This is a genomic window from Prevotella melaninogenica ATCC 25845, assembly GCF_000144405.1.
Lineage (GTDB): Bacteria > Bacteroidota > Bacteroidia > Bacteroidales > Bacteroidaceae > Prevotella > Prevotella melaninogenica.
Genome location: NC_014370.1, coordinates 1,437,273 through 1,460,794, shown reverse-complemented (window position 1 = coordinate 1,460,794; position 23,522 = coordinate 1,437,273). Strand labels below are relative to the sequence as shown.

Here is a 23,522-nt window from a genome sequence, read left to right as displayed (position 1 = left end):
GGTGTTAATGCTTAGCACATATTGTGCGGATGCTTAGCACCAATGGTGCGGAGGGTAAACTCCCTATGCACATGGCTCTTTGTGATAGGGAGTAACTTATAGAATAACCTGTGTTTTCAGTGAAACTGCAGGGAAGTTATAAGGGATATTATTACCAGTTAATTCCAAATCCTATACTTACAAAGACGACAGTTCGGTCTTTGTAGAGATTTGTTCGTGAGTTGTAATGGCGGATGCCCAATCCGAATCTTGGCTTGATTTTACAAGTTCCTAAGTCGGTGAATGCCATTGCCTCATAGTAGTCATATTTCCAATCACTATTTTTTCGTTTCATATTACTGCCATATCCGATTTGTGCACCAATATTACAATTCTCTGTGTGATAGACTATGTAGCCAAGATTTAAGCCAACAATATGACTATGAGCATAGTCTTTAACTCCATTTTCTTTAAAGAGAGCGATAGCGTTCTCATATCTAAGGTCTGCATATAGGTTATCGGTAATATTGTAACCTAAGTCGCAACAGAGTTCGTAAGGCTTAAATTCTTTAGAAAGTCCTGTTCCTTGAATCTGCATTAAGGTCCTAAATGTCCCTTTCTGTGAGAATGCTGCTATTGGAATTAGTAATAGGAAAAGAAGGACAAGTCTTTGTTTCGCTTTCGAAACAAGGAAGTCTACGTAAGATAGTTTTCTCATTGTAACTGGATTTAATTAAATATTTAATATTCGTTACAAATATAGAAATTGTAGTGTCTCATGTCAAGTCTTTTAGGTGACATTACTTGAAAGTTTATTAATTTTAACTAAGTTCGAAAGTCACAAGTTGATCGTTCTGTGATAGTGGCTTTTTATTCATTGATTTTCTTTAAATCTGCTGATATCGGAATCCACCATGCTGTACCATCATTAAGTCTAATTCTATCTGCTGACACAGTGCGCTTTATTACCTTCCCTTGTTCGCCTGCGGGAATTTGTCTACCTTTTCCTGTTATTATTAATTGGTCTACTCCTGTTGCGTCACCAGCAACAGCAGCATTTCCAAACTCATCCACACTTGCTTCATCAATGAGACCTATGGTTGTTTTTATTACTTCTACATTATCACCAATGCTAATAGAACTTTCATATTGGTTGTCTACGCTGTTTTTTGAACTCCTAGGTTGGCTGTCTATACAGGCTTTTACCCCCCATAAAGTTAGGAAAATAGCAAAAGTAATTAAAAACTTATCAACTTTTGACTGCTGTTTTTTCTTTTTAATCATGTAGTTATTAAAAATCTCGCCACAATGGCTACATTGCAATTGTTTGTCTTTCCGATATTCATCTGGGATAGATAACATTGATTTACAGTGGGGGCATCTTATATGATTCATATGCTTAATTTAATTTACTGAACTAAGATCGCTAAAAAGCTCATAATAGCGATTATCGATGTCATTTGAATATATCTTGGCAGATCCGTCTTGTGTTGGGACAAGAATGGCATCTGAATTATTGTCGAAGCCTGAAATATAGTAGATTGTAGTTCCTTTTCTCATGCTAAATAATCCATTATTTCCACTGACGTTAGGGTCATGAAAAATATAACTATTATTGCCTTTAATTCTTCTTTTTGTACAGTTGTATGATTGTATAATGTCACCAAGTCTTGAAGTTAACAAGAGTCTACCTGTACTAGCCTCTTTTTCTAAAAGCCATGTTGCTCCATTATTACCATAACTTGTTTCTATCCATTTCCCTATAACTTGGTTTTGTTCAGGTTCTGAAGCAGTTTCTTGAGTCGAAATAGAAGTTTCGCTATTAGAACTTACTACTCCAAATGGGGCTGTGCTTGCAGAATCTACGTATAGGGTTGTATCTTGTGTTGCCGCTCTAATGTCATCTGTTGTTGGGGTTTCTTTCTGAGTCATGTTTACAATGAATACTATAAGAATCAAGATAATTATAGAAATTGCACCAAATAAAAGTCTATTATAAGTCTTATCACTTATTTCTGGAAGAGGTGTTTCATTGCTGAGAGTATCCTCTTTTTGTTCTTTCACTCTTGTAGCAATACCCGTGATTTTGTATGGAACGGTTAAAGACTCTTTACAGATTTTAGCACTTTCTATATTATTAAAATCACTTGTTTCTATTGTAATTGTACTTCCCTCGGATACATTATAAACTTTTTCAAGAATTATATTAACGTAGGTGGCAGCCTTGTTATAGTCTTTCCCACAGTCAATAGCATATGCTCTTATTCCAAAGTCTTTTATTTCTTTGAAATATTTTCTTATATCTAGCTCTTGAAATAGTTGAAGTTCTTTCTTATCTGCTTTCATCGAGAATGTGAAATAGATTGCAATTGCTTCTTCAAACTCTTTGTCTATATCCCATTCTCGGTCGGGGAAAATTAGGTCTTCGGTTCTTAAGTCTAAAACTTGAGAAGGATGCATGAGTTGTATCACATTTGCATTTGCATTATATCCTATTCTTATCTCGGTGACAATAGATTTGTAATAGTCTTGAGCTTCTATATTCTTTCTAAGCTGTTTGGTTAGTTCATCAAAGACGTTTTGTATCATAGGAAAGTTGTTTTTTTCTCCCAGTTTCGCTGGAAACATATTTATAAATAAAGGTAGAAGCGCAGAACTGAGTATGTTAATATCTCCCCATCCATAGTCCTGAAAAAGACAAATCGAACAGATATATACAAAATAACTCATGCTATACGTGAGAACTATCATACAAGTTTTCGTCCGTTGTCGGAATTTCTCAGATTTTGGACTGAAGAGATATAAGCATAACGCCTCTTTTCTGCAACGTGTTTAGAATTTTTATCCCACCCAATTGCAAAAATAACAAAAAAAAACGAAATAAATACTTTTTAACGGTAAAATCTCTATTTTATTTTTCTAATTTGTAATTAACCTTTACGGCTTTGTCACGAGACAGTTGTCCTGGGTTGGTTCCGGGTTCTCCTTCTGGTACTTCATGATGATAGAAGGCATAGAATTGAGTCCACGCATCTAAGATTTTTCCGTTGTTATCGTGGAAAGACATTGGGATTGTTGAAAAAATAGGAAGACCATGGTGGTCGACAAATGATTTCTGAATCAATTCGCTACAATAGATTTCTTTGTCATCAGGCATGTAGAAACGATCGTATGGTCGACCGAGGTAGCTTAATGCTCGCTTCATAGAAGTATTCATGTCACAGTCGACGATGACTCTACCTACTGCAATGAGTGGCTTTCCTTCTTTTCCTTTGGTACGATTGAGGAAGTTGGTAAGAGGCGTAAGTGACACCGCTTTGCCGTAAGCTTCTAAAGCATAATCGGCACTATCTGTATGATGGAAGATTGCCACGTGGTCAATCTTTAGTCCATTAATACCTTGCGTCGCATCTGTGATAGGGTTGCTTGTCTCCTTCACAACGAACATGAGGTCGCCTTCGTGCAAGTTACGTAACGATATGTCCTCATCTTGGAAGGAGTCTGTAGAGCAGCTGACTAAGAGAATAAGGAGTAATAAGATGAGGTTTGATAGGATTTTATTAAGTTTCATGATAATTTACTTTTATGTATGTGTTATGTTTTAAGTTTCGTCGAGAGTGTTCTTATTGGTAAATAAAAAAGCGACTATCTTTTGGGGGATAGTCGCCTTTTGTGTTTTATGTTAGAACTCTGCGTTCTTAGGAGTACGTGCGAATGGGATTACGTCACGGATGTTTTGCATACCAGTAACGAAGAGGATGAGACGCTCGAAACCGAGACCGAAACCACCATGTGGGCAGGTTCCGTACTTACGGGTATCAAGGTACCAGTCGTAAATGTCACGCTTCATACCGCGGCTTTCAATCTCTTCAACCAGCTTCTCGTAGCTTTCCTCACGAACTGAACCACCGATAATCTCACCGATACGTGGGAAGAGTACGTCAGTTCCCTGCATTGTCTTGCCGTCCTCATTCTTCTTCATATAGAATGACTTGATTTCACTTGGATAATCGGTCATGATTACAGGACGCTTGAAGTGTTCCTCAACGAGGTAACGCTCGTGCTCACTGCTGAGGTCCATACCCCAGTGAGTGATAGGGAACTCAAACTTCACACCGTCAGCAGCAGCTTTCTGAAGAATCTCGAAACCTTCTGTGTAAGTAAGACGAGCGAAGTCTTCCTTCAATACACCCTCCAAGCGAGCGATAAGCTCCTTATCAATCATCTTATTGAGGAACTCAAGGTCGTCCTTACAGTTCTCCAAAGCCCAACGAACACAGTACTTGATGAAGTCTTCCTCAAGATCCATCAGTTCGTCCTTGTCGATGAAGGCAACTTCAGGCTCAACCATCCAGAACTCAGCCAAGTGGCGTGGAGTATTTGAATTCTCAGCACGGAAGGTAGGACCGAAGGTGTAGATAGCACCGAGTGCAGTAGCACCTAACTCACCTTCTAACTGTCCTGACACAGTAAGGTTAGTACGCTTACCGAAGAAGTCAGCACTATAATCAACCTCGCCACCCTTTGCAACGCGGTCAAGGTCGAGTGTAGTCACCTGGAACATATTACCAGCACCCTCAGCATCACTACCTGTAATCAGTGGAGTATGGAAATAATAGAAACCATGCTCATGGAAATACTGATGGATAGCGATTGCCATGTTGTGACGAATACGGAACACAGCACCGAAGGTGTTGGTACGAAGACGCATGTGACCATACTTGCGCATGTACTCAAAACTCTGTCCCTTCTTCTGCATAGGGTAGTCGCTTGGGCAGAGACCGTAGATTTCAATCTCCTTGCACTGAATCTCTGAGGTCTGACCAGCACCCTGACTCTCTACGAGCGTACCAATAACGCTGATACAAGCACCCGTTGTGATGCTCTTCAGCTTGTCTTCGTCGATAGTCGAAGGGTCAACTACAACCTGGATGTTCTTAATCGTAGAACCATCATTCAAGGCGATGAAGTCAACAGCCTTGCTGCTTCTATGAGAACGAACCCAACCCTTTACGTTGATATCCTTACCAAAATCGGTGCAAGCAAGTGCATCGACGATTTTTGTTCTTTTCATTTGCTATATTATAATTAGGTACTCCCCAAGTCTCTCAAAAGGAGAGGAATGTTGTTTACCAATCAGTTTAATGCCTCAATAATAGCATTGCTTGGGCTCTCACATCCACTTCTTTTGAGAGGTTTGGGGAGATTTCTATTTTATTCAAAAGCACCCATACGCAGCATGTCAACTTCCTTCTCAGTGAGGAAGCGCCAATCACCACGACGTACGTTCTTCTTTGTCAAACCAGCAAACTGTACACGGTCGAGTTTTACGACGCGATAGCCGAGGCTCTCGAAGATACGACGTACGATACGGTTCTTACCGCTATGAATCTCAATACCAACCTGAGTCTGATCCTGTGGGTCAGCATATTCGATTGCGTCAGCCTTGATCTCGCCATCTTCCAACTCAATACCGTCAGAAATCTTCTGCAAGTCATTAGCTGTAATAGCCTTGTCGAGGAATACGTGATATACCTTCTTCTTCAAGAACTTAGGGTGAGTAAGCTTTGAAGCAAGGTCGCCATCGTTAGTAAGGAGCAGTACACCAGTTGTGTTACGGTCAAGACGACCAACTGGATAGATACGCTCTGGACAAGCACCCTTCACGAGGTCCATAACAGTCTTACGCTGCTGTGGGTCGTCGCTTGTAGTAACATAATCCTTTGGTTTGTTCAAAAGAACGTAAACCTTCTTCTCCAATGAAACCAACTTGTCCTGGAAGTACACCTCATCAGTACGCATAACCTTGCTACCGAGCTCTTTTACAACCTCGCCATTTACGGTTACTGCACCTGAAAGGATGAATTCATCAGCCTCACGACGTGAGCAAACACCAGCATTAGCAAGGTACTTGTTCAAGCGGATTGGCTCATTTGGATCGTAGTTCTCCTCCTTGTATTCAATACGCTTCTTGAGTGAATACTTTGCATTTGGATCATAATCAGTACTATGCTGACGGTAACCACCCTGGTTGTATCCGCCACGGTTGTTATAACCACCGCGGTTATTGTTGTATCCACCACGGCTCTGGTATCCACCACGATTGTTGTTATAACCACCACGGTTATTGTTGTATCCGCCACGACTCTGATAACCACCCTGCTGACGAGGCTGGTATCCACCCTGACGTGGCTGGTAACCGCCCTGATTTGCCTGATAGTTGTTGTTCTCCTCGCCCTCAGCACCATTGTTGGCGTTGTAACGTGGACGATAAGCCTGTGGCTGATAGCCATTCTCATCATTGTTGTAACGTGGACGATAGCCACCCTGCTGTGGACGACTTTGGTATCCACCACGGTTGTATCCACCCTGCTGGCGTGGCTGGTAACCGCCTTCCTCACCATTACTGTTGTAACGTGGACGATAGCCACCCTGCTGTGGACGGCTCTGATAACCACCACGGTTGTTGTTATATCCGCCACCATAGCTGTTCTGACGTGGACGATAGCCACCCTGCTGTGGACGACCTGCACTCTGTAAGCCAGAGCCGAAGCCCTCTGGACGGAATCCGCCTTCGTCATTACTGCTATTAGCCTTGTCGCTGCTGTAAGCGCGTTGGCTGTGAATACGTGGACGTTGTGTACGTCCTGTGCCACGGTACTCTCTTTGATAGCCGCCTTGTTCGGCTGCTGAATAGCCGTCGCGGCTGTTCTCATTCTGCTCAGACTGAACTTCTTTGTTCTCGAATTCTTCTGCCATAATTGTTTTACTTTTAATTTGATACTACTGGCCTCACGGCCAATTTGTTATTACTTTTTTGTTGTTTTATTAAAATATCGAACTCCGTTTAAAGGAGATACTCAGTTTAATTTCTTCTTCTTTGACTCTATAGGAATTGTTAAATTCCTGTATAGTTATATGGAGTGATTGCCATTAGTTCGGCTTTCACGCTGTCGCTGACGTTGAGTGTCTGCACGAATGCGTGTATTGTCTCCTCTGTCATCTTCTCGTTTGTGCGAGTGAGTGCCTTCAATGCCTCGTAAGGATGTGGATAGGCTTCACGGCGTAAGATGGTCTGAATGGCTTCTGCCACAACTGCCCATGTGTTTTCAAGGTCCTCTCTCAACTTCTCTTCGTTGAGGATGAGTTTGCGAAGACCCTTCAATGTGCTCTGTATTGCAATAACGCTATGTCCAACAGGAACGCCAACATTACGCAAGACTGTTGAGTCTGTAAGGTCACGCTGCAGACGACTTACTGGCAACTTCTGTGCCAAGAACTGTAAGATTGCATTTGCTACACCGAGGTTACCCTCACTATTCTCGAAGTCGATTGGGTTTACCTTGTGTGGCATTGCACTTGAACCAACTTCTCCTGCCTTAATCTTCTGCTTGAAATACTCCATTGAGATGTACATCCAGAAGTCGCGGTCAAGGTCGATGATGATGGTATTGATTCGACGAATGGCATCAAACACGCTACCTAAGTGGTCGTAGTTGCTAATCTGTGTAGTCCACTGCTCACGTTCTAATCCTAATTTCTCACTGACAAAGCGATTGCCAAAGGCACGCCAATCATGCTGTGGATAAGCTACGTGATGCGCATTAAAGTTACCTGTAGCACCACCAAACTTAGCTGTCATCTTGCAGTTGCGTAAGGTTGCGAGCTGTTCACTGAGACGATAAACATAAACCTCAACTTCCTTGCCCAATCGAGTAGGAGAGGCTGGCTGACCATGTGTCTTTGCCAACATTGGTACGTCTTCCCATGCTTCAGCGTATTCCTTCAGTTGCGCAATCAGCTCCTCAACCTGTGGATAGAATACTTCTTCGAGAGCTTCCTTTACAGACAATGGCACACTTGTATTGTTGATGTCCTGTGAAGTCAGTCCGAAGTGGATGAACTCCTTGTAGTCATCGAGTCCGCCAATCTTGTCAAACTCCTCTTTGATGAAATATTCAACCGCCTTTACATCGTGATTGGTGATGCTCTCAATTTCCTTTACACGTGCTGCCGAAGCCTCATCAAAGTTGCGATAGATGTCGCGCAACTGTTCAAAGAGGGCGCTGTTAAAGCTTTCCAATTGTGGTAATGGTAACTCGCAAAGCGTGATGAAATACTCAATTTCTACGCGAACACGATAACGGATAAGTGCGTACTCTGAGAAATAGTCAGCAAGACTTTCCGTTTTACTTCTATAGCGTCCGTCAATAGGCGATACGGCTGTTAATGCGTCAAGGGTCATAATTTTATTTATTAATATGGTGCAAATTTAACAATAAATTCAGTAATAGCGCAAATAATAATAATAATAATATCAAAAAGGTGGCAGATTAAAGCTGAATAAAACAAAAAAGACTTTACAACAATGTTGCAAAGTCATCAATTTTAAGTTTTAAAGGTGGGCGTTGACGGATTCGAACCGCCGACCCTCTGCTTGTAAGGCAGATGCTCTAAACCAGCTGAGCTAAACGCCCTTTAAAATACCCTGCAACCCCAAGAGATTACAGGGATACACCCCTTGGTGGGCGTTGACGGATTCGAACCGCCGACCCTCTGCTTGTAAGGCAGATGCTCTAAACCAGCTGAGCTAAACGCCCCTTACTTTTGTAAGGCGGGTGCAAAGGTAAGGAAAGTTTTTTATTCTCGCAAACAAATGGCAAATAATTTAGTTGAAAATCTCATTTTAGCTTGCTGTTAAGAGACTTTCTTCTTCAATTCATTTATATCTAATGAATTATTTTCTCGAAAATAATATGAGGGTGATGGCTTGTTGTGTCGGTAATGTACTTTATAAATTGGTAGATTCTCTTATGAATGGGTAGACTCTTGATTGCTTTTTCGGTTCTTCCTTTAAATATATAGCTAGCGTGTTAGGTGGATAAAGACTTATACACTTGTATGGTATTACTATACCAAATTATACAGGCTTTCAAAGGAGGATAAAGTTGGCGATAAATACAAATTGATACTATTTTATTCGTCTTCTACGAACAGCTTATTCCCTTATTGTTTGCTATTTGTAAACTCTTTTCATACAATTCAAAATCTATACATGCTCTTTTGGCTTCTTAAAGACGCCTATTAGACTTGCAAAAGGTGCCCTTTTGAAGTCTTACTAACGCCCTTTTGAAGTCCAATTGAGCATCTTTAGCTTTGTTGCTTTATAACTAATTGATTTCCTTTTGGTTGCAGACTTGCTTTTTATATGCGTTTTTATCCTTATTTATAGATGTTTTATTTGATGTTATGTAATGATTTTTCAAAGTCATGTCTACGTAATTGAGGTGTTAAATAGAAAGGGTTTTCTATGTCAGAAGGCGATTAATAAAATAAGTAATTTGATAGTCTTAGCTATGACTTTTATTAATGAGTAACTCCGATTTTTTTGTTAAGAAACCACGAAAGTCATCCACACATTTAACGGAAGAACCTATTTCTACTTATAATATAATTGTTTGCTTTGTTGGTAGAAGGCATGGATAGTTTTCGTAAAATAGTTTATTTTGTTTTGCGTGAATTGTTTATTTTGATTATATTTGCATTGTGTTATATAATAAGGAATGAAAAGTAGAAGATTATGTCAGTAGAAATAAGACTGGAACAGAGTAAGTTCAAGGATAAGAAAGGAGCTGGTAAATGGTATGCTCGTACTGTTAGCACTGGAGTTGTAACGACCGATGACCTTGCTGATTCTATTCAGGAGAATACCTCGTTCTCACGTGGTGACGTGCGAGGACTTGTTATAGCTTTGATTGACGAAATCTCTTATCGTCTTCGTCAGGGCGAAACGGTAGCACTTGAGGGGTTAGGGAGGTTTCATCTGACAGTAGAGAGTGACCCCGTTGACAATCCTGACGACTTCGATATCAAGAAACATATTAAGAATGTAAAGTGTCGCTTCGTTCCTACCAGTACACGAAATGCTCGTACAGGAAAGAAAAATCAGACCCTTGCTTATGGTGCACGTGTGGAGTGGGCAGAGCCTGAGTATGATGATGAAGACGATGATTAATCCCCTTCTATAAAATGTGTTGGGGTTAACTCGCATTTTTATAAGATTACTCTTGGCTTTATGTATAAAGTCAAGAGTTTTTGTTTTCTCCAGTGATAAAGGAATTAGGCAGAAGCTTGTTATACTTTTGGATATTCGTCTTTCGTTTATGTAGATAATAAGCAAACTGAAAGATGATATCTATCATTTAGTCTCCAAAATATTTAACATTTCCTCTTTATTGTTCTTGTTTTCGTAAGATTTGTGCTATTTTTCTTTGGTGTTAAAAGTATTTTGTATATATTTGCACTCGGAAATAAAGTACTTCCTCTATATATACAGATTGAATAGATTGTGTATGAGGTTAGAATTCGTTTATCGCGGATATAATAAGAAATTTAAAACTATTAGGGATAATACTCTAAAAATCGTTTTATAAAAGGACATTTTTTCAATTTTAGTTATTCTGTTAATCAGAAATAATAAGCTGATAGGTTTTTATAACCATTCTTTTTGTAAGATGTCCTCACTCTAAATAAACTTATTTTTTTAACATAACAATAATTAGAAATGAAAAAACTTTTACTTTTAGTATGTGCTGCAGTTATGAGTCTTTCAGCTTCAGCGCAGGCAGGCGATAAGGCAGTAGGTGCACAGCTCGTATTTGGTTCAAAGACAAACAGCATCGGTCTTGGTGTTAAGGGTCAGTACTACTTCACAGATCAGATTAGAGGTGAGGCTTCTTTTGACTACTTCTTCAAGAATCAGGGTATCTCAATGTGGGATATCAATGCAAATGTTCACTACCTCTTTGATGTAGCAGACAAATTTAAGGTATATCCAGTTGCTGGTCTTGGCTATACAAACTGGTCATACAAGTATGAAATTCCAAATGTTGCTGTAAGTGAGGGTTCAGATGGTCGTATCGCTGTAAACCTCGGTGGTGGTGCAGAGTATGAGCTTACTAAGGACTTGAGCGTAAACGCTGAGTTGAAGTATCAGATTATTAGCAACTACAACCAGTTGCTACTTGGTGTAGGTGTAGCTTACAAGTTCTAAAGATATAAGGCAGGTCCTAAAAGCTCCGTGTTAGGCTATAGCCTCTTGGCTAAGGTCAACGGATGGGCTTTTAGGACCTGTTTGTTTTGTTTAAGATAAACTACGGTGGTGGTTTTTCTTACTCATAGAGGGGTAAGTTTTTATGCTTTTGGTTCTTCTATCGCAATATAGACATTTGAAAGATACAGTCCTTTTTCTTTATATTGCCAATAGAATACTTTTCTTTGTAGACTTTTGCTGAGTATGTCGGAGGTAGTATAGCTTTCTTCATTTTCCATTCTCGTCTTGGAAAGGATGATGAAAGGAGGTGTCCATTTGTCCATTGTTCCTAAACTTAATGTGTCTGGAATAAAAGGCTTACGTCTGTTTTTCAGATCAAAACCAATGTAAACGAATATGCGATAGTCCGTATTCTTGATATATTCAATACAGCTTTCTGCTATAAGAAAGCTCTTCTTTATCCATTCTTTCTTGGATATCTCCTGTTTTGAGAAGTCTGTAATGTGGCGGTCGGTAGTGTGAACATCAGCTGTCTGAAAACTGTCTATCCACTCCTGAAGGCTTTGCTTATATACCATCTCGGGTTGAATAAGGTTTTATAAAAGAAAAAACCGGATAATTGATTACTAATTATCCGGTTCTTATTTCAGTGCGCCTAACAGGACTCGAACCTGCACAACGTAAGTTACTAGATCCTAAGTCTAGCGCGTCTACCAATTCCGCCACAGGCGCATAACGACTGCAAAGATACGCAATGTTTTGGATATAGCCAAATGTTTGGGAATTTCTTTTCTCTTATACACCTTTTCTGCCTATATGATTTTTGTTAGTAAATAATCTTATACTATTTGTTTATGAGTGAAAATAAATATATATCTTTGCGAAGAAGGTTTGGTTGCTGAGTAAAATATCTCCTTGAGTTCTAATGTTATCACGATACCTTATGAGCATGAAAGGGCTGGTTTTGCGAATAACCGACTATGCGTTTAACAATATTATTTCTTTAACTAACTAACGATTGACAATGAGAAAGACATTATTAACTGTTTTATGCCTGGGAACTTTGTATGCGTCAGCTTCTATGGTTTACAATGGTACTGGTGAGACTGGCGTAATGATGAATCAGAATGCAGTCTCTGTTAAGGCTACTCCTACCAAGAATGCTTTGAGTAAAGATGAGCGTGCAGCTATCTCACTTATTACGTCTATGTATAACACAAAAGGCTTTGATAATACTGCATACCTGAAGAGGCACTGTACAAAGAAGTTACTGAAGGTGTTGAAGGCTGCGTATGATTATGAATATGATCCACAACCAAATGCTTATGCAGGCTGGTTGTTCCGCTCTGGTGCTCAAGATGGACCATCTAATGCACATAAGGTTCTGCGTGTTGTGAGCCTTGGTAACAACTGGTATCAGTATACTTTCTTGGATATGGGCATAAAATGTACCAATAAGGTAAAGGTTATCAAGGTTGGTAACAAACTGTTATTTGACGAGATTAAACAAGGTAAAATATAAAACTTAGAGTTTCTTCAGAACTTCCCAGTCCCTCCTTTTAGAGGGATTGGGGCTTGGGAAAGGTCTTTATCAACTTCCTTGCAAACTCAATAATAGTATCTTTGCCTCGTGCGAAGTCGTCGGAAGTGAGGGAAACTTTATAGTCTGGGTCAATACCGAACTCCGTCATTTGTTTGTCACGGTCGTACATTGGGCAAGCAGAGAAGCGGACTGACCATCCATTAGGTAGCTCGGAAGAGAAGGGCATACCAGCTCCGCCACCCGTACGGTCGCCTACTACAATAACATTTGGGCAGCACTTCATATATTTAACAAACTCATTTGCTGCCGAGAAGACGCTACGATTGGTCAATACGATAACTGGTTTCTGCCATCGGATACCCTTTCCAGGCTTGAGATATTCAGTTTGTAACGCAGAGAAGTCGTTATGACCTTTTCCCGTTTTATGCTGTATGTAGCCAACGAGTAGTTCCTTGTTTGTGAAGCGTGCAGCAAATGCTTCGGCATTTGTTAGATTACCACCTCCGTTGTTGCGCACGTCGATAATCAATCCGTTACAAGGTTGAAGATGAATGAATATATCGTCAAGGTTACCAGCACCAATCGCATTTTGGAAGGTTTCACAGCGTACATAGCCGATGTTATCATCAAGGACAGTATAGTCTAAGCCGCTTGCAATGAGGTAATCAGTCTTGAGATAAAGACGTTGAAGCGAATCAGAGTAGTTCTTGGGATAGTCTTCATGCCATGACCAATAGCGACCTACGTTGAAAGAGGTATATAAATTGACGTGTCCGTCCTTTAGTTCTGAGAGCATATTGGTCATTACTTCGAACTGTTGTTTGGCCGTCATAGAGTTGTCAAACTGGCGTGCATAACGGCTGTGTACCTCCTGCCAGTCTATCCCTTTCTGTGAGAAGAAACAGTAATGCTCGTCGATAATTCGCCACAAAGCTTCAAAGTTGCCTTGAGGACTATCTGATTGCTGGTCGTTGGTGACGCAACTTGTCACAGTACTGAGTAGGGTCAGTGCCGGAATAAGTAAGTATAGGAAGAAGTGATATAGCTTTCTCATGGGATGAACTTATTGATAGAAAACTTACGAACAATACCTAATACAAGGAGATTACTCCATACATGCTGGCGCAGTTGGTTAATCTTTGCCTGCTGATAATCGCCAAGATAGCCAACACGGAAGGTTGTATGACGAACCGTGAAATCAAGAGTAAGCTGCTGGCGGAGCGATGGAGCAGATATAGGAGATGTGACAACAAGGTTATGATCATAGTTGTCACGAGTGAAAATCTCGTAATAACTCTGTCCGTAATTGGGCGAGAAGGCCAGTCCAAGAAGCGGTACTTGCACTTCATATCGCAGTTGGAAAGGAAGATTTCGAAGACGGAAATGGTAGGCAGCAACAGCATTCGGAGCGATATTCACTTGTCCGTAAGCCTGTGCAGGATTGTTAGAATTACGCATATTGTAAAGGAAACCGAGTCGTGTATCAACTCCTCCACCCACTTTTAAGCGTAGTTCTCCCTCTCCAACGTTCCATTGTCCTAAGGCATATTGCCAGTTGTATTGGAAGTTGTAGAAGCCACCCAACTCGTTGTTATTCTCCCTTCGATTACGTACTGATAGTATTTGTGCCTGATGTACGAGTTCTCTTGATAGCTTGGTTCCGTTCTCACGCACAGAATGAGAGATATAACGAAACTCTGTTCCTGTATATTCTTCGGGTGAAAGATAGGTGTCGAGAGTGTTTACAGCACCTATTCCCAACATCTGTGTATTGGTAATTACCTTGTTACTACGCAGTGTGTCCTGTGCAAGTGTTGGTGATGATAAAGCGAAAAGAATTATTGCTGAAAGGGAGAAACAGCGAAATAAGGACTTTTTTAGGTTCATAGGCGTAATGGAAAAGTGTCAATAAAAGTGTAAGTCAAATAGATGTTTGGTGTTAACTTTTGGGTGATAAGGTCCCAAGCGTTTATAAATAGTCTTTGAAGGAGGGGACATACGGGAGGTATGTCCCCTTTTTCAATTCGTTATTTATCGTGTTGTTTATTCATTGTCGAAGAGGTTTAGCTGACCAGTAATCTCATCGATGACCTGCTGTTGAGACTTACCTGCATCCGGATCGAGGTTCTCTTCCTTTTCAGTAGCTGCAGAATTCTCTTCTTGTACATCATCTTCATTGCTCTCGTCATCAGTTTTTTCCTCTTCAGGTAAGCGTGTTGGCTCCAGCTCTTCAATCTTGTCAACTGTCCAAGTTGTCAATCGTTTACCCTTTGCCTTGAATCCCTTCACGCCAACAAACTGCTCTGCATCAATCTCCTCAGTGCCACGTGCCGCATCAGCACCACCATAAGTAATCTGTATGCGAGGGAAGGCAACATCAGTCAGCAGTACCATCTGCGAATCAGGATTGTCACCAATAAAGTTCTGATGACGCTTACTTGCTTCCATCTGGAATCGCTTCAGGTATGGATAGCCCTGATTGTCGGCATCGAAGATGACAGCAGTCCAAGGCTTATCAGCATCAAACTTCTCTATACGGAGAATGTTATCTTCGTAGTGGTTGGATGCGTCAAAGTTGGTAATATAGAACTCTCCGTTCTTAAGTATCACAAGGATGCTGTCTTGATCAGAGAACTCTCCAAGGTAACGACCATGGTCTTCGTAGTTGATACGGTTGACATCTGGGTCGAACCACACCTTTCGTCCACCCAATGTAGAGTGTCCGTGGCTCTTGAGTGAGATGCGATGAATACTCTCTTTGGTCAGCAGATTACCCTTTGCAGCACGTCCCTTAATGAGAATACTTGCAAAGTCACGCTCCATGAAGATGTTTTGCTTCTTCTTATCTGGGTTCGGATCGAGTGTAATCTTTATCAACTCAGCCTCACCATTAGGGTTGGCTGTGAAGTAGTTAATCTTTGAACCAGGCGTACCGAGGGTTACGTCGTATTCCTTATCACGTGTGATAGAAGTCACGTTGAAGCGTTTGATATAGTAAGGTCCTGTCTTTCCGTCACGATAAACAACGTTATAAATCGTACGCTTGTCGTTCTTCTTAAACACTTGTACGTGAAGAACTCCCTTACCCACAAACACTTTGTCGGCAATTCGGATAACCTTATACTTACCATCACGGTAGAAGATAATCACGTCATCGAGGTCAGAGCAGTTCTGAACGAACTCTGCCTTCTTAAGACCTGTACCAATGAAACCTTCCTGACGATCAATATATAATTTCTCGTTGGCATCTACCACCTTAGCAGCAACAATCGTATCGAAACTCTTAATCTCTGTACGACGTGGATGGTCGCTTCCGTACTTCTCTTTCAAGTGTGTGAACCACTCGATAGTGACGCGAACCATCTCACTAAGGTCCTTGTCAATCTCGGCAATCTCTGCCTTAATCTTCTGAATCAGTTCGTCAGCCTTATCCTTATTGAACTTCAGAATACGTTGCATCTTGATTTCCAAAAGGCGGATGATGTCGTCACGTGTCACCTCACGGATAAACGTCTTCTTATATGGCTCGAGTTTTGAGTCAACGAAGCTCACAACTTCATCAATATCCTTAGCTGTTTCGAACTTACGCTCCTTATAGATACGGTCCTCGATGAAGATACGTTCAAGCGAGTTGTAGAACAACTGTTCTTCTAATTCATGCTTGCGAATCTCTAACTCTAACTTCAATAAAGCCTTCGTATGTTCGGCAGAATTGCGCAATACATCAGACACCGTGAGGAACTCTGGCTTGTTATCTCGGATGACACAGCAGTTTGGTGAAATGTTTATCTCGCAATCAGTGAAAGCATAGAGGGCATCAATAGTCTTGTCGCTTGACGTACCCGGTGTAAGATGAAGTTGAATCTCCACTTCCGAAGCAGTCATGTCCTCTACTCTTCGAATCTTTAGTTTGCCTTTCTCAACAGCCTTCGTAATAGACTCTTGAAGCGTGTTAGCGGTCTTTGTAAAAGGAACCTCACGGATGACGAGGGTTTTATTATCGAGCTTCTCAACCTTTGCGCGCACCTTCAGAACACCACCCCGCTGACCATCATTATACTTCGATACATCAATGCTACCACCTGTTGGGAAGTCTGGATAGAGGTTAAACTCCTCACCACGCAGATAGCTGATAGCTGCATCGCAGATGTCGTTGAGGTTATGTGGAAGAATCTTGGATGACAAGCCTACAGCGATACCTTCAGCACCCTGTGCTAAAAGCAGTGGGAACTTTACAGGAAGCGTAATCGGCTCTTTGTTTCTTCCGTCATAAGAAAGTTGCCATTCGGTTGTCTTCGGATTGAATACAGTCTCTAAGGCAAACTTTGATAGGCGCGCCTCAATGTATCGTGGCGCAGCAGCACGGTCACCAGTGAGAATGTTTCCCCAGTTACCCTGCATGTCGATGAGTAGGTCTTTCTGTCCTAACTGCACCAAGGCGTCACCAATAGAGGCATCACCATGTGGGTGAAACTGCATCGTATGACCTACGATGTTTGCTACCTTATTGTATCGTCCATCATCCATTCGTTTCATAGAATGGAGAATACGGCGTTGTACAGGCTTCAAGCCGTCCTCGATATGAGGTACGGCACGTTCCAAGATTACGTAGCTGGCGTAATCTAAGAACCAGTTTTTGTACATGCCAGAGAGATGATGTACGGCAGAGGCATCAAACCTATCGGCAGGTTTATAATCGGAATGGGAATCCTGTTCCTGAGTCTCTTCCTCAGGAGTCTGTCCATCCAAGTCTTTTATTTCGTCATCCATATAGTTCTTGTTTTATCACTTAAAGAAGCAAGCTTCATAAGACTGCAAATGTACGAAAAAAAAAGTAAATAGGCAAATTATAGCTTATTCAAGTGTTGGATTTGGTTTTCTGTTTGTAGCCTGCTCTTGTTTCACTCGTCTTATAGCCCTTTTTCAAGCCAAATGGGTTGTTAACATACGGATAGAGAACCCCTCTCAATGATTGGACTGAGCCTCCGCACCAATGGTGCGGGGCGTCAACACAAGTGGTGCGGAGGCTTAACACTATTCGTTTTGAGCATCAATATGCCTGTTAAAAATGTAAGAAAAGTTCATGATTGTCGGCACATTACTATATCGTGAAGTGTTATTTACGAGATAGCATAACCTCAAGTAAATCAAAGGACAGACTCATGAATAATCGATTTAGGATAAAGTTTCGTGGTAAACCTGTTCTTATTCGGCTAAAAAAGCGTAACTTTGCGGTAAAAATTAAGGTATAAATAGATAATTATGGCACAAGAGGATGTTTTCAAGAAGATTGTAAGCCACTGTAAAGAGTATGGTTTCGTCTTCCCAAGTAGTGATATTTATGATGGTTTAGCAGCTGTTTATGACTACGGTCAGAATGGTGTTGAGCTGAAAAATAATATCAAGCAATATTGGTGGCAGTCAATGGTATTGCTACATAGCAATATTGTTGGTATCGATGCCTCTATCTTTATGCACCCTACAGTATGGAAAGCAAGTGGCCACGTTGATGCTTTCAACGATCCATTGATTGACAACCGCGATTCAAAGAAGCGTTATCGTGCTGATAACCTTATCGAGGATCAGATTGGTAAATACGAGGAGAAGATAGAGAAGGAAGTAGCTAAGGCTGCAAGGAAGTTCGGTGAGTCTTTCGATGAGGCTAAGTTCCGTGAGACTAACCCACGCGTTCTTGAAAATCAGAAGAAGCGTGACGACCTTCATGCACGCTATACCGAGGCTATGCAAGGACCAGACTTGGAGGCTTTGAAGCAGATTATTCTTGACGAGGGTATAGTAGACCCAATCAGTGGTACAACTAACTGGACAGACGTTCGTCAGTTCAACCTTATGTTCTCTACTGAGATGGGTGCATCTGCCGATGCTACTAACAAGATTTATCTGCGTCCAGAGACAGCACAGGGTATCTTCGTAAACTTCCTCAACGTACAGAAGACTGGTCGTATGAAGTTGCCTTTCGGTATCTGTCAGATTGGTAAGGCCTTCCGTAACGAGATTGTTGCACGTCAGTTTGTCTTCCGTATGCGTGAGTTCGAACAGATGGAGATGCAGTTCTTCTGCCAGCCAGGAACCGAGATGAAGTGGTTTGAATATTGGAAGAAGCATCGTTTGGCATGGCATGAGGGTCTTGGTATGGGTGATGACAACTATCGTTTCCACGATCACGAGAAGTTGGCTCACTATGCTAATGCAGCAACAGATATTGAGTTCCATATGCCATTCGGCTTCAAGGAGGTTGAGGGTATTCACTCACGTACTAACTTTGACCTCTCTCAGCATGAGAAGTACTCTGGCCGTCAGGTAAAGTACTTCGACCCAGAACGCAATGAGAACTACACTCCATACGTAGTAGAAACATCTATTGGTGTTGACCGTATGTTCCTTTCTGTTATGTGTCACAGCTATACAGAGGAGGCATTGGAGAACGGTTCAAGTCGTGTTGTCTTGAAGTTGCCAGAGCCATTGGCACCTGTTAAGTGTGCAGTTCTTCCTTTGGTTAACAAGGATGGTCTGCCAGAGAAGGCGCAGGAGATTGTGAACAGTCTGAAGTTCCATTTTAATACACACATGGAGGCTAAGGATTCTATTGGTAAGCGTTACCGTCGTCAGGATGCTATCGGTACTCCTTTCTGTGTGACAGTAGATGGCGATACTTTGACAGATAATACTGTTACATTGCGTTATCGTGACTCTATGAAGCAGGAGCGTGTACCAGTTGAGAAATTGCGTGAGATTATTGAAGACCGCGTATCTATCACTTCTCTGCTGAAGAAGATTGATATTGACTAATTAAAAGAAGGATAGCAGAGTCGGCTTTTTAGAATCTAATAGAGTATCAAGGTTCTCTATCGTTTCTAATAATCCTACTCCGCTATCCCTTTCTGATTTAAATAAAAGACTATGACAAAGAATATAAAGATGCTTATTCGTCGTGCTGCAAGTGCCTTCTGCTTGGGCGGGATGATGCTTTCTGCAGGTCTCTTTACCTCTTGTACAGAGAACGATAACACTGTAGAGGAATTTGCTAATTGGCAGTCGAAGAACGAAACTTATTGGAATAAGCTTTATACTGCAACACAGCAGAAAATTAAGAGTGGGGACACTTCTTGGAAGATAATACTTAATTATACTTTCCAAAATCAGAAACAGACTTCTGGTTCTGCACTGACTTATAGTCCTGAGGATTATATCATTGCACATGTAGAGCAGGCTGGAGCAGGCACAGCAAGTCCGTTGTATTCTGATTCTGTGTCTATGCACTATATGGGTCGTCTGATTCCATCTACGACTTATACGTCAGGGCTTATCTTTGATAAGTCATGGTCGAATAATACTTTCAATGCAACAACATCACGTCCAGCACATAGCAACCTTGGTCTGACCTATAATTCAGAGGGTAAGGCGGTAAGTCTTGTCGATGGATTTACAACAGCTTTGATGTCAATGCATCGTGGTGATCATTGGACAGTGTATATCCCTTATCAGTTGGGTTATGGTGCGAGTGCTTCGGGTATGGTGCCAGCTTACTCAACGCTTATCTTTGACTTGCGATTGGTTGACTTCTCTCACCCTGGTACAAAGTTGAAGGATTCATAATATAAGGTGTATAGTCATAGCCTTTTTGAAAGGTCTGAATGACCTTTAGTCTTATAGGTAGGGACACAAGTTCCCGTGTGTTCGACTCAATAATAGCAGTGAACAGACGGGAGCAAGGTCCCTATTTTACTTTTAATAATTCGATATTCTTAGCGAGGGGCTTTTGTTTACTATCTCTCTTTAAGCTCTCATTATTTATTATTCAGTTTCTCATTTATTCCAAATTATAGTTTCCCGTGCGTATATCCTTTAGTAAGTCTGTTACTGAAAGTCTTCTTGCCAAGATTCGTAGTGGTGAGATGATGAGCAGGAATGAGAAGTTTAATCTCATTATCCAACTCAGTATCCCATCTATCTTAGCGCAGGTGACGACAGTTCTAATGTTCTATATTGATGCGGGAATGGTGGGGTCGTTGGGTGCTGAACCATCAGCAGCTATTGGACTTGTCGAACCGGCGACATGGCTTTTCTTCTCTTTAGTGAGTGCAGTGACAATGGGTTTTTCAGTTCAGGTAGCTCACTTTATTGGCGCTAACGACTTTGCAAAGGCGCGTGCAGTGATGCGTCATGGTTATATTTTCGGACTATGCTTTGCGTTGTTTTTATTGCTGATAACTTTTCTTATCGGTTATCGCCTTCCTGTATGGTTGGGTGGTGGTGCTGATATCCAGCATGATGCAACTGTTTACTTCCTTATCTTCTCTCTAATTATTCCCTTCCACCTTATTGAATATATGTCAGCAGCTATGCTGAAGGTGTCGGGTGATATGCGTCGTCCGAGTTTTATGGCGATATTAATGTGTGCGTTGGATGTGATTTTCAATTACTTCTTTATTTTTCCTACACGCACAGTTTCTCTTTTTGGAGTAGAGGTGACGATGCCAGGTTTGGGTGAAGGTGTGGCTGGTGCAGCTCTTGGAAGTCTTTTATCCTTCATTTGTGTAGCACTTCCATTGGCTTATTATGCAATCTTTCGCAGTCCTATCTTAGCTTGGAAACAGGATGTCGAACGTTTTGTTTGGCGTTGGCAATATATATGGAATGCAATGAAGATTGGTGCACCGATGGCGTTACAATATCTTCTGATGAATGGTGCGCAACTTGTTTCGACAATGATTGTAGCTCCTTTGGGTAATATCGCTATTGCTGCTCATTCGTTTGCGATTACCGCAGAGAGTCTCTGCTATATGCCAGGATATGGTATTAGCGAGGCTGCCACAACATTGGTGGGGCAGAGTGTTGGGGCAGATAGGCGTGACCTTCATCGTAGTTTTGCGTGGATGACTGTGTCGCTTGGTATGGTAGTCATGGCATTTATGGGTATTGTGATGTATATCTTTGCTCCAGAAATGATTGGCTTATTGTCTCCTGTGGCTGACATCCAGATTTTGGGAACTTCTGTTCTTCGTATTGAAGCCTTTGCCGAACCATTCTTTGCTGCAGCTATTGTTGCTTATAGTGTCTGTATAGGAGCAGGCGATACGCTGAAGCCATCCTTAATAAACTTGGGTAGTATGTGGCTTATCCGTCTGACCTTGGCTTATGCACTGGCAACACAGTACGGTCTTCGTGGTGTCTGGTTTGCTATGGCTGTTGAACTCTCTCTCCGTGGAATGATGTTTATCTTCTATCTTTTCAAGCGTCTTCGACGAGCATAACTATCATAGGGTGAGGGATAAAAATGGGTAGTAGTCTTTCTTATAAAGCCTTTTTCTTTTTAGAAAAATGAAGCTTTGCGATTCTTCCTCATGACTGTAATTTACTTCTCATGGTAAAAATAAAGGTTGCATACCCCATACTTCATAGAAACTCTTGGTAAAAACCTACAGATTTTACCCCTAATTTGTGTGGAATATGCGGATTGTTGTATGTTAGTTTCTCCTATATATATAATAAGGTGAAGTAATCCAGCTATGACCGACATTTCAAAATAGCAATAAAATATGGTGTAGAATATGTGTTTTTAATGCTATTTTTAAAGGGAAGTGTTAAAACGCAAATTTACCTCTTTAGGGATATTTTATTGCCCAAAACAGTTAAAAAGATGTTGAAAAACCACTTTTTTGCCTAAAAATTAGTTTTTTTTCTATGAAATAATGTAGTCTATTCAAAAAAAGTGCTATCTTTGCAAACCGAATATAATTAAGTCGCTAAAATTAACAGAATTAATATTAAGCATTTATGAAAAAGTTTTTGATTGCACTTTCGATGCTCGCTATGGGTATCACAAGTACACAGGCTCAGGTAGCTTACGAGAAGGCTAAGGCATTTGACAACGTTTACCTCGGTGTAGAGGGTGGTGTTACTGGTCCTCTTAATTTCAAACATTTTGCTCCAGTTAACCCTGCAGCAGGTCTTAAGCTCGGTAAGCAGTTCAGCCCAGTTTATGGTGCAAACCTCGAGGGTCTCGCATTCTTCGGTGATAACCGTTGGCAGACAGGTTCTTTAGGTTTCTCTAACAGTCACACAATTGTTCGTGCCATCAACCTCGGTTTGAACGGTACTATCAACTTCACAAACCTTTTCTGCGAGTACAACCCAGATCGTCGTTTCGAGGTAGGTGCTGAGGCAGGTATCGGTTACTGGATCACTTATGGTGATAAGCACATCATTCAGACTAATAATGTTGGTGATGATACAGAGTTGACAGCTAAGACTGGTCTTACTTTCGCTTACAACCTCGGTGAGAAGAGAGCATGGCAGCTTTATGTAGAGCCAGCTGTTCTCTGGAACCTTACACATGGTCCTGGCGATGCTGTACAGTTCGGTAAGCAGGCTGCTCAGCTTGGTCTCTTCGTAGGTCTTAACTACAAGTTCAAGACTTCTAACGGTACACACAACTTCAAGGTTTGGAATGTTGGTCAGTTGAACGATGAGATTAACTCTCTCCGTGATCAGCTTAACGCTAAGCCAAAGGAGGTTGTTAAGGAGGTTGAGGTTGTTAAGGAAGTTATTAAGGAGGTTCCTGCACAGACAACTCAGACTCTCTGCATTGACAACTTGGTATTCGTAACATTCGCTCAGGGTAAGTACTTCCTCACAAACGAGGCTAAGAAGGCTCTTGATGATGTTAAGGCAGGCCGTCACGTACAGATCGTAGGTACAGCTTCTCCAGAGGGTCCAAAGGCACTCAACGATCGCCTCTCTCAGAACCGTGCAGACGTTGTTGCTAAGTATCTCCAGAACCGTGGTGTCATCGTTGACGAGGCTAAGGGTCAGGGCGTACAGGGCGTAACTTCTAACCGTTTGGCTGTTGTTTACGTTAAGTAATTAAGCTATCAATTAGCTAACCTTAATAAGGTTGGTTGACTGAAATAATAAACAGGGATG

18 protein-coding genes and 3 tRNA genes are annotated in these 23,522 nt (G+C 41.3%); 7 read left to right on the top strand and 14 right to left on the bottom strand.

Annotation, left to right across the window (positions count from 1 at the left end; all coding sequences use genetic code 11):
* Window positions 1-151: 151 nt before the first annotated feature.
* From HMPREF0659_RS05830 to HMPREF0659_RS05790, 9 genes are all read right to left on the bottom strand, one after another.
* On the bottom strand, window positions 152-697 hold the full coding sequence (locus HMPREF0659_RS05830; RefSeq protein ID WP_226893174.1) for a hypothetical protein: 546 nt from the start codon (window positions 695-697) through the stop codon (window positions 152-154).
* A gap of 152 nt (window positions 698-849) precedes the next feature.
* Window positions 850-1,263 (bottom strand): hypothetical protein, encoded by a 414-nt coding sequence (locus tag HMPREF0659_RS05825; RefSeq protein ID WP_146160285.1) that lies wholly within the window; start codon window positions 1,261-1,263, stop codon window positions 850-852.
* A gap of 120 nt (window positions 1,264-1,383) precedes the next feature.
* Window positions 1,384-2,568 (bottom strand): hypothetical protein, encoded by a 1,185-nt coding sequence (locus tag HMPREF0659_RS05820; protein ID WP_044046000.1) that lies wholly within the window; start codon window positions 2,566-2,568, stop codon window positions 1,384-1,386.
* Window positions 2,569-2,890: 322 nt separating this feature from the next.
* The gene (locus HMPREF0659_RS05815; RefSeq protein WP_013264918.1) at window positions 2,891-3,550 is read right to left on the bottom strand and encodes a YiiX/YebB-like N1pC/P60 family cysteine hydrolase; all 660 of its coding nucleotides are present in this window, start codon (window positions 3,548-3,550) and stop codon (window positions 2,891-2,893) included.
* Window positions 3,551-3,661: 111 nt separating this feature from the next.
* Window positions 3,662-5,053 (bottom strand): asparagine--tRNA ligase, encoded by a 1,392-nt coding sequence (asnS, locus tag HMPREF0659_RS05810; protein ID WP_013264359.1) that lies wholly within the window; start codon window positions 5,051-5,053, stop codon window positions 3,662-3,664.
* Window positions 5,054-5,193: 140 nt separating this feature from the next.
* Window positions 5,194-6,738, bottom strand: coding sequence for a pseudouridine synthase (locus tag HMPREF0659_RS05805; protein WP_013264977.1), 1,545 nt, complete (start codon window positions 6,736-6,738; stop codon window positions 5,194-5,196).
* A gap of 139 nt (window positions 6,739-6,877) precedes the next feature.
* Complete coding sequence (gene purB / locus HMPREF0659_RS05800) at window positions 6,878-8,224, bottom strand: adenylosuccinate lyase (RefSeq protein WP_013264650.1); 1,347 nt, start codon at window positions 8,222-8,224, stop codon at window positions 6,878-6,880.
* Window positions 8,225-8,381: 157 nt separating this feature from the next.
* A tRNA-Val gene (locus tag HMPREF0659_RS05795) sits at window positions 8,382-8,456 on the bottom strand.
* 45 nt (window positions 8,457-8,501) lie between these two features.
* A tRNA-Val gene (locus HMPREF0659_RS05790) sits at window positions 8,502-8,579 on the bottom strand.
* 980 nt (window positions 8,580-9,559) lie between these two features.
* On the opposite strand from HMPREF0659_RS05790, the gene HMPREF0659_RS05785 reads away from it, so the two are divergent.
* The gene (locus tag HMPREF0659_RS05785; protein WP_013264047.1) at window positions 9,560-9,994 is read left to right on the top strand and encodes an HU family DNA-binding protein; all 435 of its coding nucleotides are present in this window, start codon (window positions 9,560-9,562) and stop codon (window positions 9,992-9,994) included.
* Window positions 9,995-10,543: 549 nt separating this feature from the next.
* Complete coding sequence (locus tag HMPREF0659_RS05780; RefSeq protein WP_013264563.1) at window positions 10,544-11,032, top strand: porin family protein; 489 nt, start codon at window positions 10,544-10,546, stop codon at window positions 11,030-11,032.
* Window positions 11,033-11,172: 140 nt separating this feature from the next.
* Here the strand turns inward: HMPREF0659_RS05780 and HMPREF0659_RS05775 are convergent, their stop codons facing one another.
* Both HMPREF0659_RS05775 and HMPREF0659_RS05770 read right to left on the bottom strand, forming a co-directional pair.
* The gene (locus HMPREF0659_RS05775; protein ID WP_044045906.1) at window positions 11,173-11,610 is read right to left on the bottom strand and encodes a hypothetical protein; all 438 of its coding nucleotides are present in this window, start codon (window positions 11,608-11,610) and stop codon (window positions 11,173-11,175) included.
* A gap of 72 nt (window positions 11,611-11,682) precedes the next feature.
* Window positions 11,683-11,764 (bottom strand) — tRNA-Leu (locus tag HMPREF0659_RS05770).
* 292 nt (window positions 11,765-12,056) lie between these two features.
* On the opposite strand from HMPREF0659_RS05770, the gene HMPREF0659_RS05765 reads away from it, so the two are divergent.
* A complete protein-coding gene (locus HMPREF0659_RS05765; protein WP_226893172.1) occupies window positions 12,057-12,554 on the top strand; it encodes a hypothetical protein in 498 nt (165 codons plus the stop codon).
* Between the two features lie 37 nt (window positions 12,555-12,591).
* On the opposite strand, the gene HMPREF0659_RS05760 is transcribed toward HMPREF0659_RS05765, so the two are convergent.
* The 3 genes from HMPREF0659_RS05760 to HMPREF0659_RS05750 form a co-directional block, all read right to left on the bottom strand.
* Window positions 12,592-13,629 (bottom strand): S41 family peptidase, encoded by a 1,038-nt coding sequence (locus HMPREF0659_RS05760; RefSeq protein WP_013264163.1) that lies wholly within the window; start codon window positions 13,627-13,629, stop codon window positions 12,592-12,594.
* Complete coding sequence (locus HMPREF0659_RS05755) at window positions 13,626-14,462, bottom strand: DUF3316 domain-containing protein (RefSeq protein WP_013264917.1); 837 nt, start codon at window positions 14,460-14,462, stop codon at window positions 13,626-13,628. Before HMPREF0659_RS05755 ends, HMPREF0659_RS05760 begins: the two co-directional genes overlap by 4 nt.
* 156 nt (window positions 14,463-14,618) lie before the next feature.
* On the bottom strand, window positions 14,619-17,345 hold the full coding sequence (locus tag HMPREF0659_RS05750; RefSeq protein ID WP_013263937.1) for a DNA gyrase/topoisomerase IV subunit A: 2,727 nt from the start codon (window positions 17,343-17,345) through the stop codon (window positions 14,619-14,621).
* Between the two features lie 492 nt (window positions 17,346-17,837).
* On the opposite strand from HMPREF0659_RS05750, the gene HMPREF0659_RS05745 reads away from it, so the two are divergent.
* The 4 genes from HMPREF0659_RS05745 (at window position 17,838) to HMPREF0659_RS05730 (ending at window position 23,462) form a co-directional block, all read left to right on the top strand.
* The gene (locus HMPREF0659_RS05745) at window positions 17,838-19,385 is read left to right on the top strand and encodes a glycine--tRNA ligase (RefSeq protein WP_013264556.1); all 1,548 of its coding nucleotides are present in this window, start codon (window positions 17,838-17,840) and stop codon (window positions 19,383-19,385) included.
* A gap of 111 nt (window positions 19,386-19,496) precedes the next feature.
* Window positions 19,497-20,192 (top strand): FKBP-type peptidyl-prolyl cis-trans isomerase, encoded by a 696-nt coding sequence (locus HMPREF0659_RS05740; protein ID WP_013264736.1) that lies wholly within the window; start codon window positions 19,497-19,499, stop codon window positions 20,190-20,192.
* 236 nt (window positions 20,193-20,428) lie between these two features.
* Window positions 20,429-21,850 (top strand): MATE family efflux transporter, encoded by a 1,422-nt coding sequence (locus HMPREF0659_RS05735; RefSeq protein ID WP_013264186.1) that lies wholly within the window; start codon window positions 20,429-20,431, stop codon window positions 21,848-21,850.
* Window positions 21,851-22,373: 523 nt separating this feature from the next.
* Entirely contained in the window at window positions 22,374-23,462 is a 1,089-nt protein-coding gene (locus HMPREF0659_RS05730) for an OmpA family protein (RefSeq protein WP_013264190.1), read from the top strand.
* Window positions 23,463-23,522: the final 60 nt, after the last annotated feature.

What these genes read in the sequence shown, in the direction of transcription:
- HMPREF0659_RS05830 (WP_226893174.1), bottom strand. Translation starts at nt 697, where the DNA reads ATGAGAAAACTATCTTACGTAGACTTCCTTGTTTCGAAAGCGAAACAA.
- HMPREF0659_RS05825 (WP_146160285.1), bottom strand. Translation starts at nt 1,263, where the DNA reads ATGATTAAAAAGAAAAAACAGCAGTCAAAAGTTGATAAGTTTTTAATT.
- HMPREF0659_RS05820 (WP_044046000.1), bottom strand. Translation starts at nt 2,568, where the DNA reads ATGATACAAAACGTCTTTGATGAACTAACCAAACAGCTTAGAAAGAAT.
- HMPREF0659_RS05815 (WP_013264918.1), bottom strand. Translation starts at nt 3,550, where the DNA reads ATGAAACTTAATAAAATCCTATCAAACCTCATCTTATTACTCCTTATT.
- asnS (WP_013264359.1), bottom strand. Translation starts at nt 5,053, where the DNA reads ATGAAAAGAACAAAAATCGTCGATGCACTTGCTTGCACCGATTTTGGT.
- HMPREF0659_RS05805 (WP_013264977.1), bottom strand. Translation starts at nt 6,738, where the DNA reads ATGGCAGAAGAATTCGAGAACAAAGAAGTTCAGTCTGAGCAGAATGAG.
- purB (WP_013264650.1), bottom strand. Translation starts at nt 8,224, where the DNA reads ATGACCCTTGACGCATTAACAGCCGTATCGCCTATTGACGGACGCTAT.
- HMPREF0659_RS05785 (WP_013264047.1), top strand. Translation starts at nt 9,560, where the DNA reads ATGTCAGTAGAAATAAGACTGGAACAGAGTAAGTTCAAGGATAAGAAA.
- HMPREF0659_RS05780 (WP_013264563.1), top strand. Translation starts at nt 10,544, where the DNA reads ATGAAAAAACTTTTACTTTTAGTATGTGCTGCAGTTATGAGTCTTTCA.
- HMPREF0659_RS05775 (WP_044045906.1), bottom strand. Translation starts at nt 11,610, where the DNA reads ATGGTATATAAGCAAAGCCTTCAGGAGTGGATAGACAGTTTTCAGACA.
- HMPREF0659_RS05765 (WP_226893172.1), top strand. Translation starts at nt 12,057, where the DNA reads ATGAGAAAGACATTATTAACTGTTTTATGCCTGGGAACTTTGTATGCG.
- HMPREF0659_RS05760 (WP_013264163.1), bottom strand. Translation starts at nt 13,629, where the DNA reads ATGAGAAAGCTATATCACTTCTTCCTATACTTACTTATTCCGGCACTG.
- HMPREF0659_RS05755 (WP_013264917.1), bottom strand. Translation starts at nt 14,462, where the DNA reads ATGAACCTAAAAAAGTCCTTATTTCGCTGTTTCTCCCTTTCAGCAATA.
- HMPREF0659_RS05750 (WP_013263937.1), bottom strand. Translation starts at nt 17,345, where the DNA reads ATGGATGACGAAATAAAAGACTTGGATGGACAGACTCCTGAGGAAGAG.
- HMPREF0659_RS05745 (WP_013264556.1), top strand. Translation starts at nt 17,838, where the DNA reads ATGGCACAAGAGGATGTTTTCAAGAAGATTGTAAGCCACTGTAAAGAG.
- HMPREF0659_RS05740 (WP_013264736.1), top strand. Translation starts at nt 19,497, where the DNA reads ATGACAAAGAATATAAAGATGCTTATTCGTCGTGCTGCAAGTGCCTTC.
- HMPREF0659_RS05730 (WP_013264190.1), top strand. Translation starts at nt 22,374, where the DNA reads ATGAAAAAGTTTTTGATTGCACTTTCGATGCTCGCTATGGGTATCACA.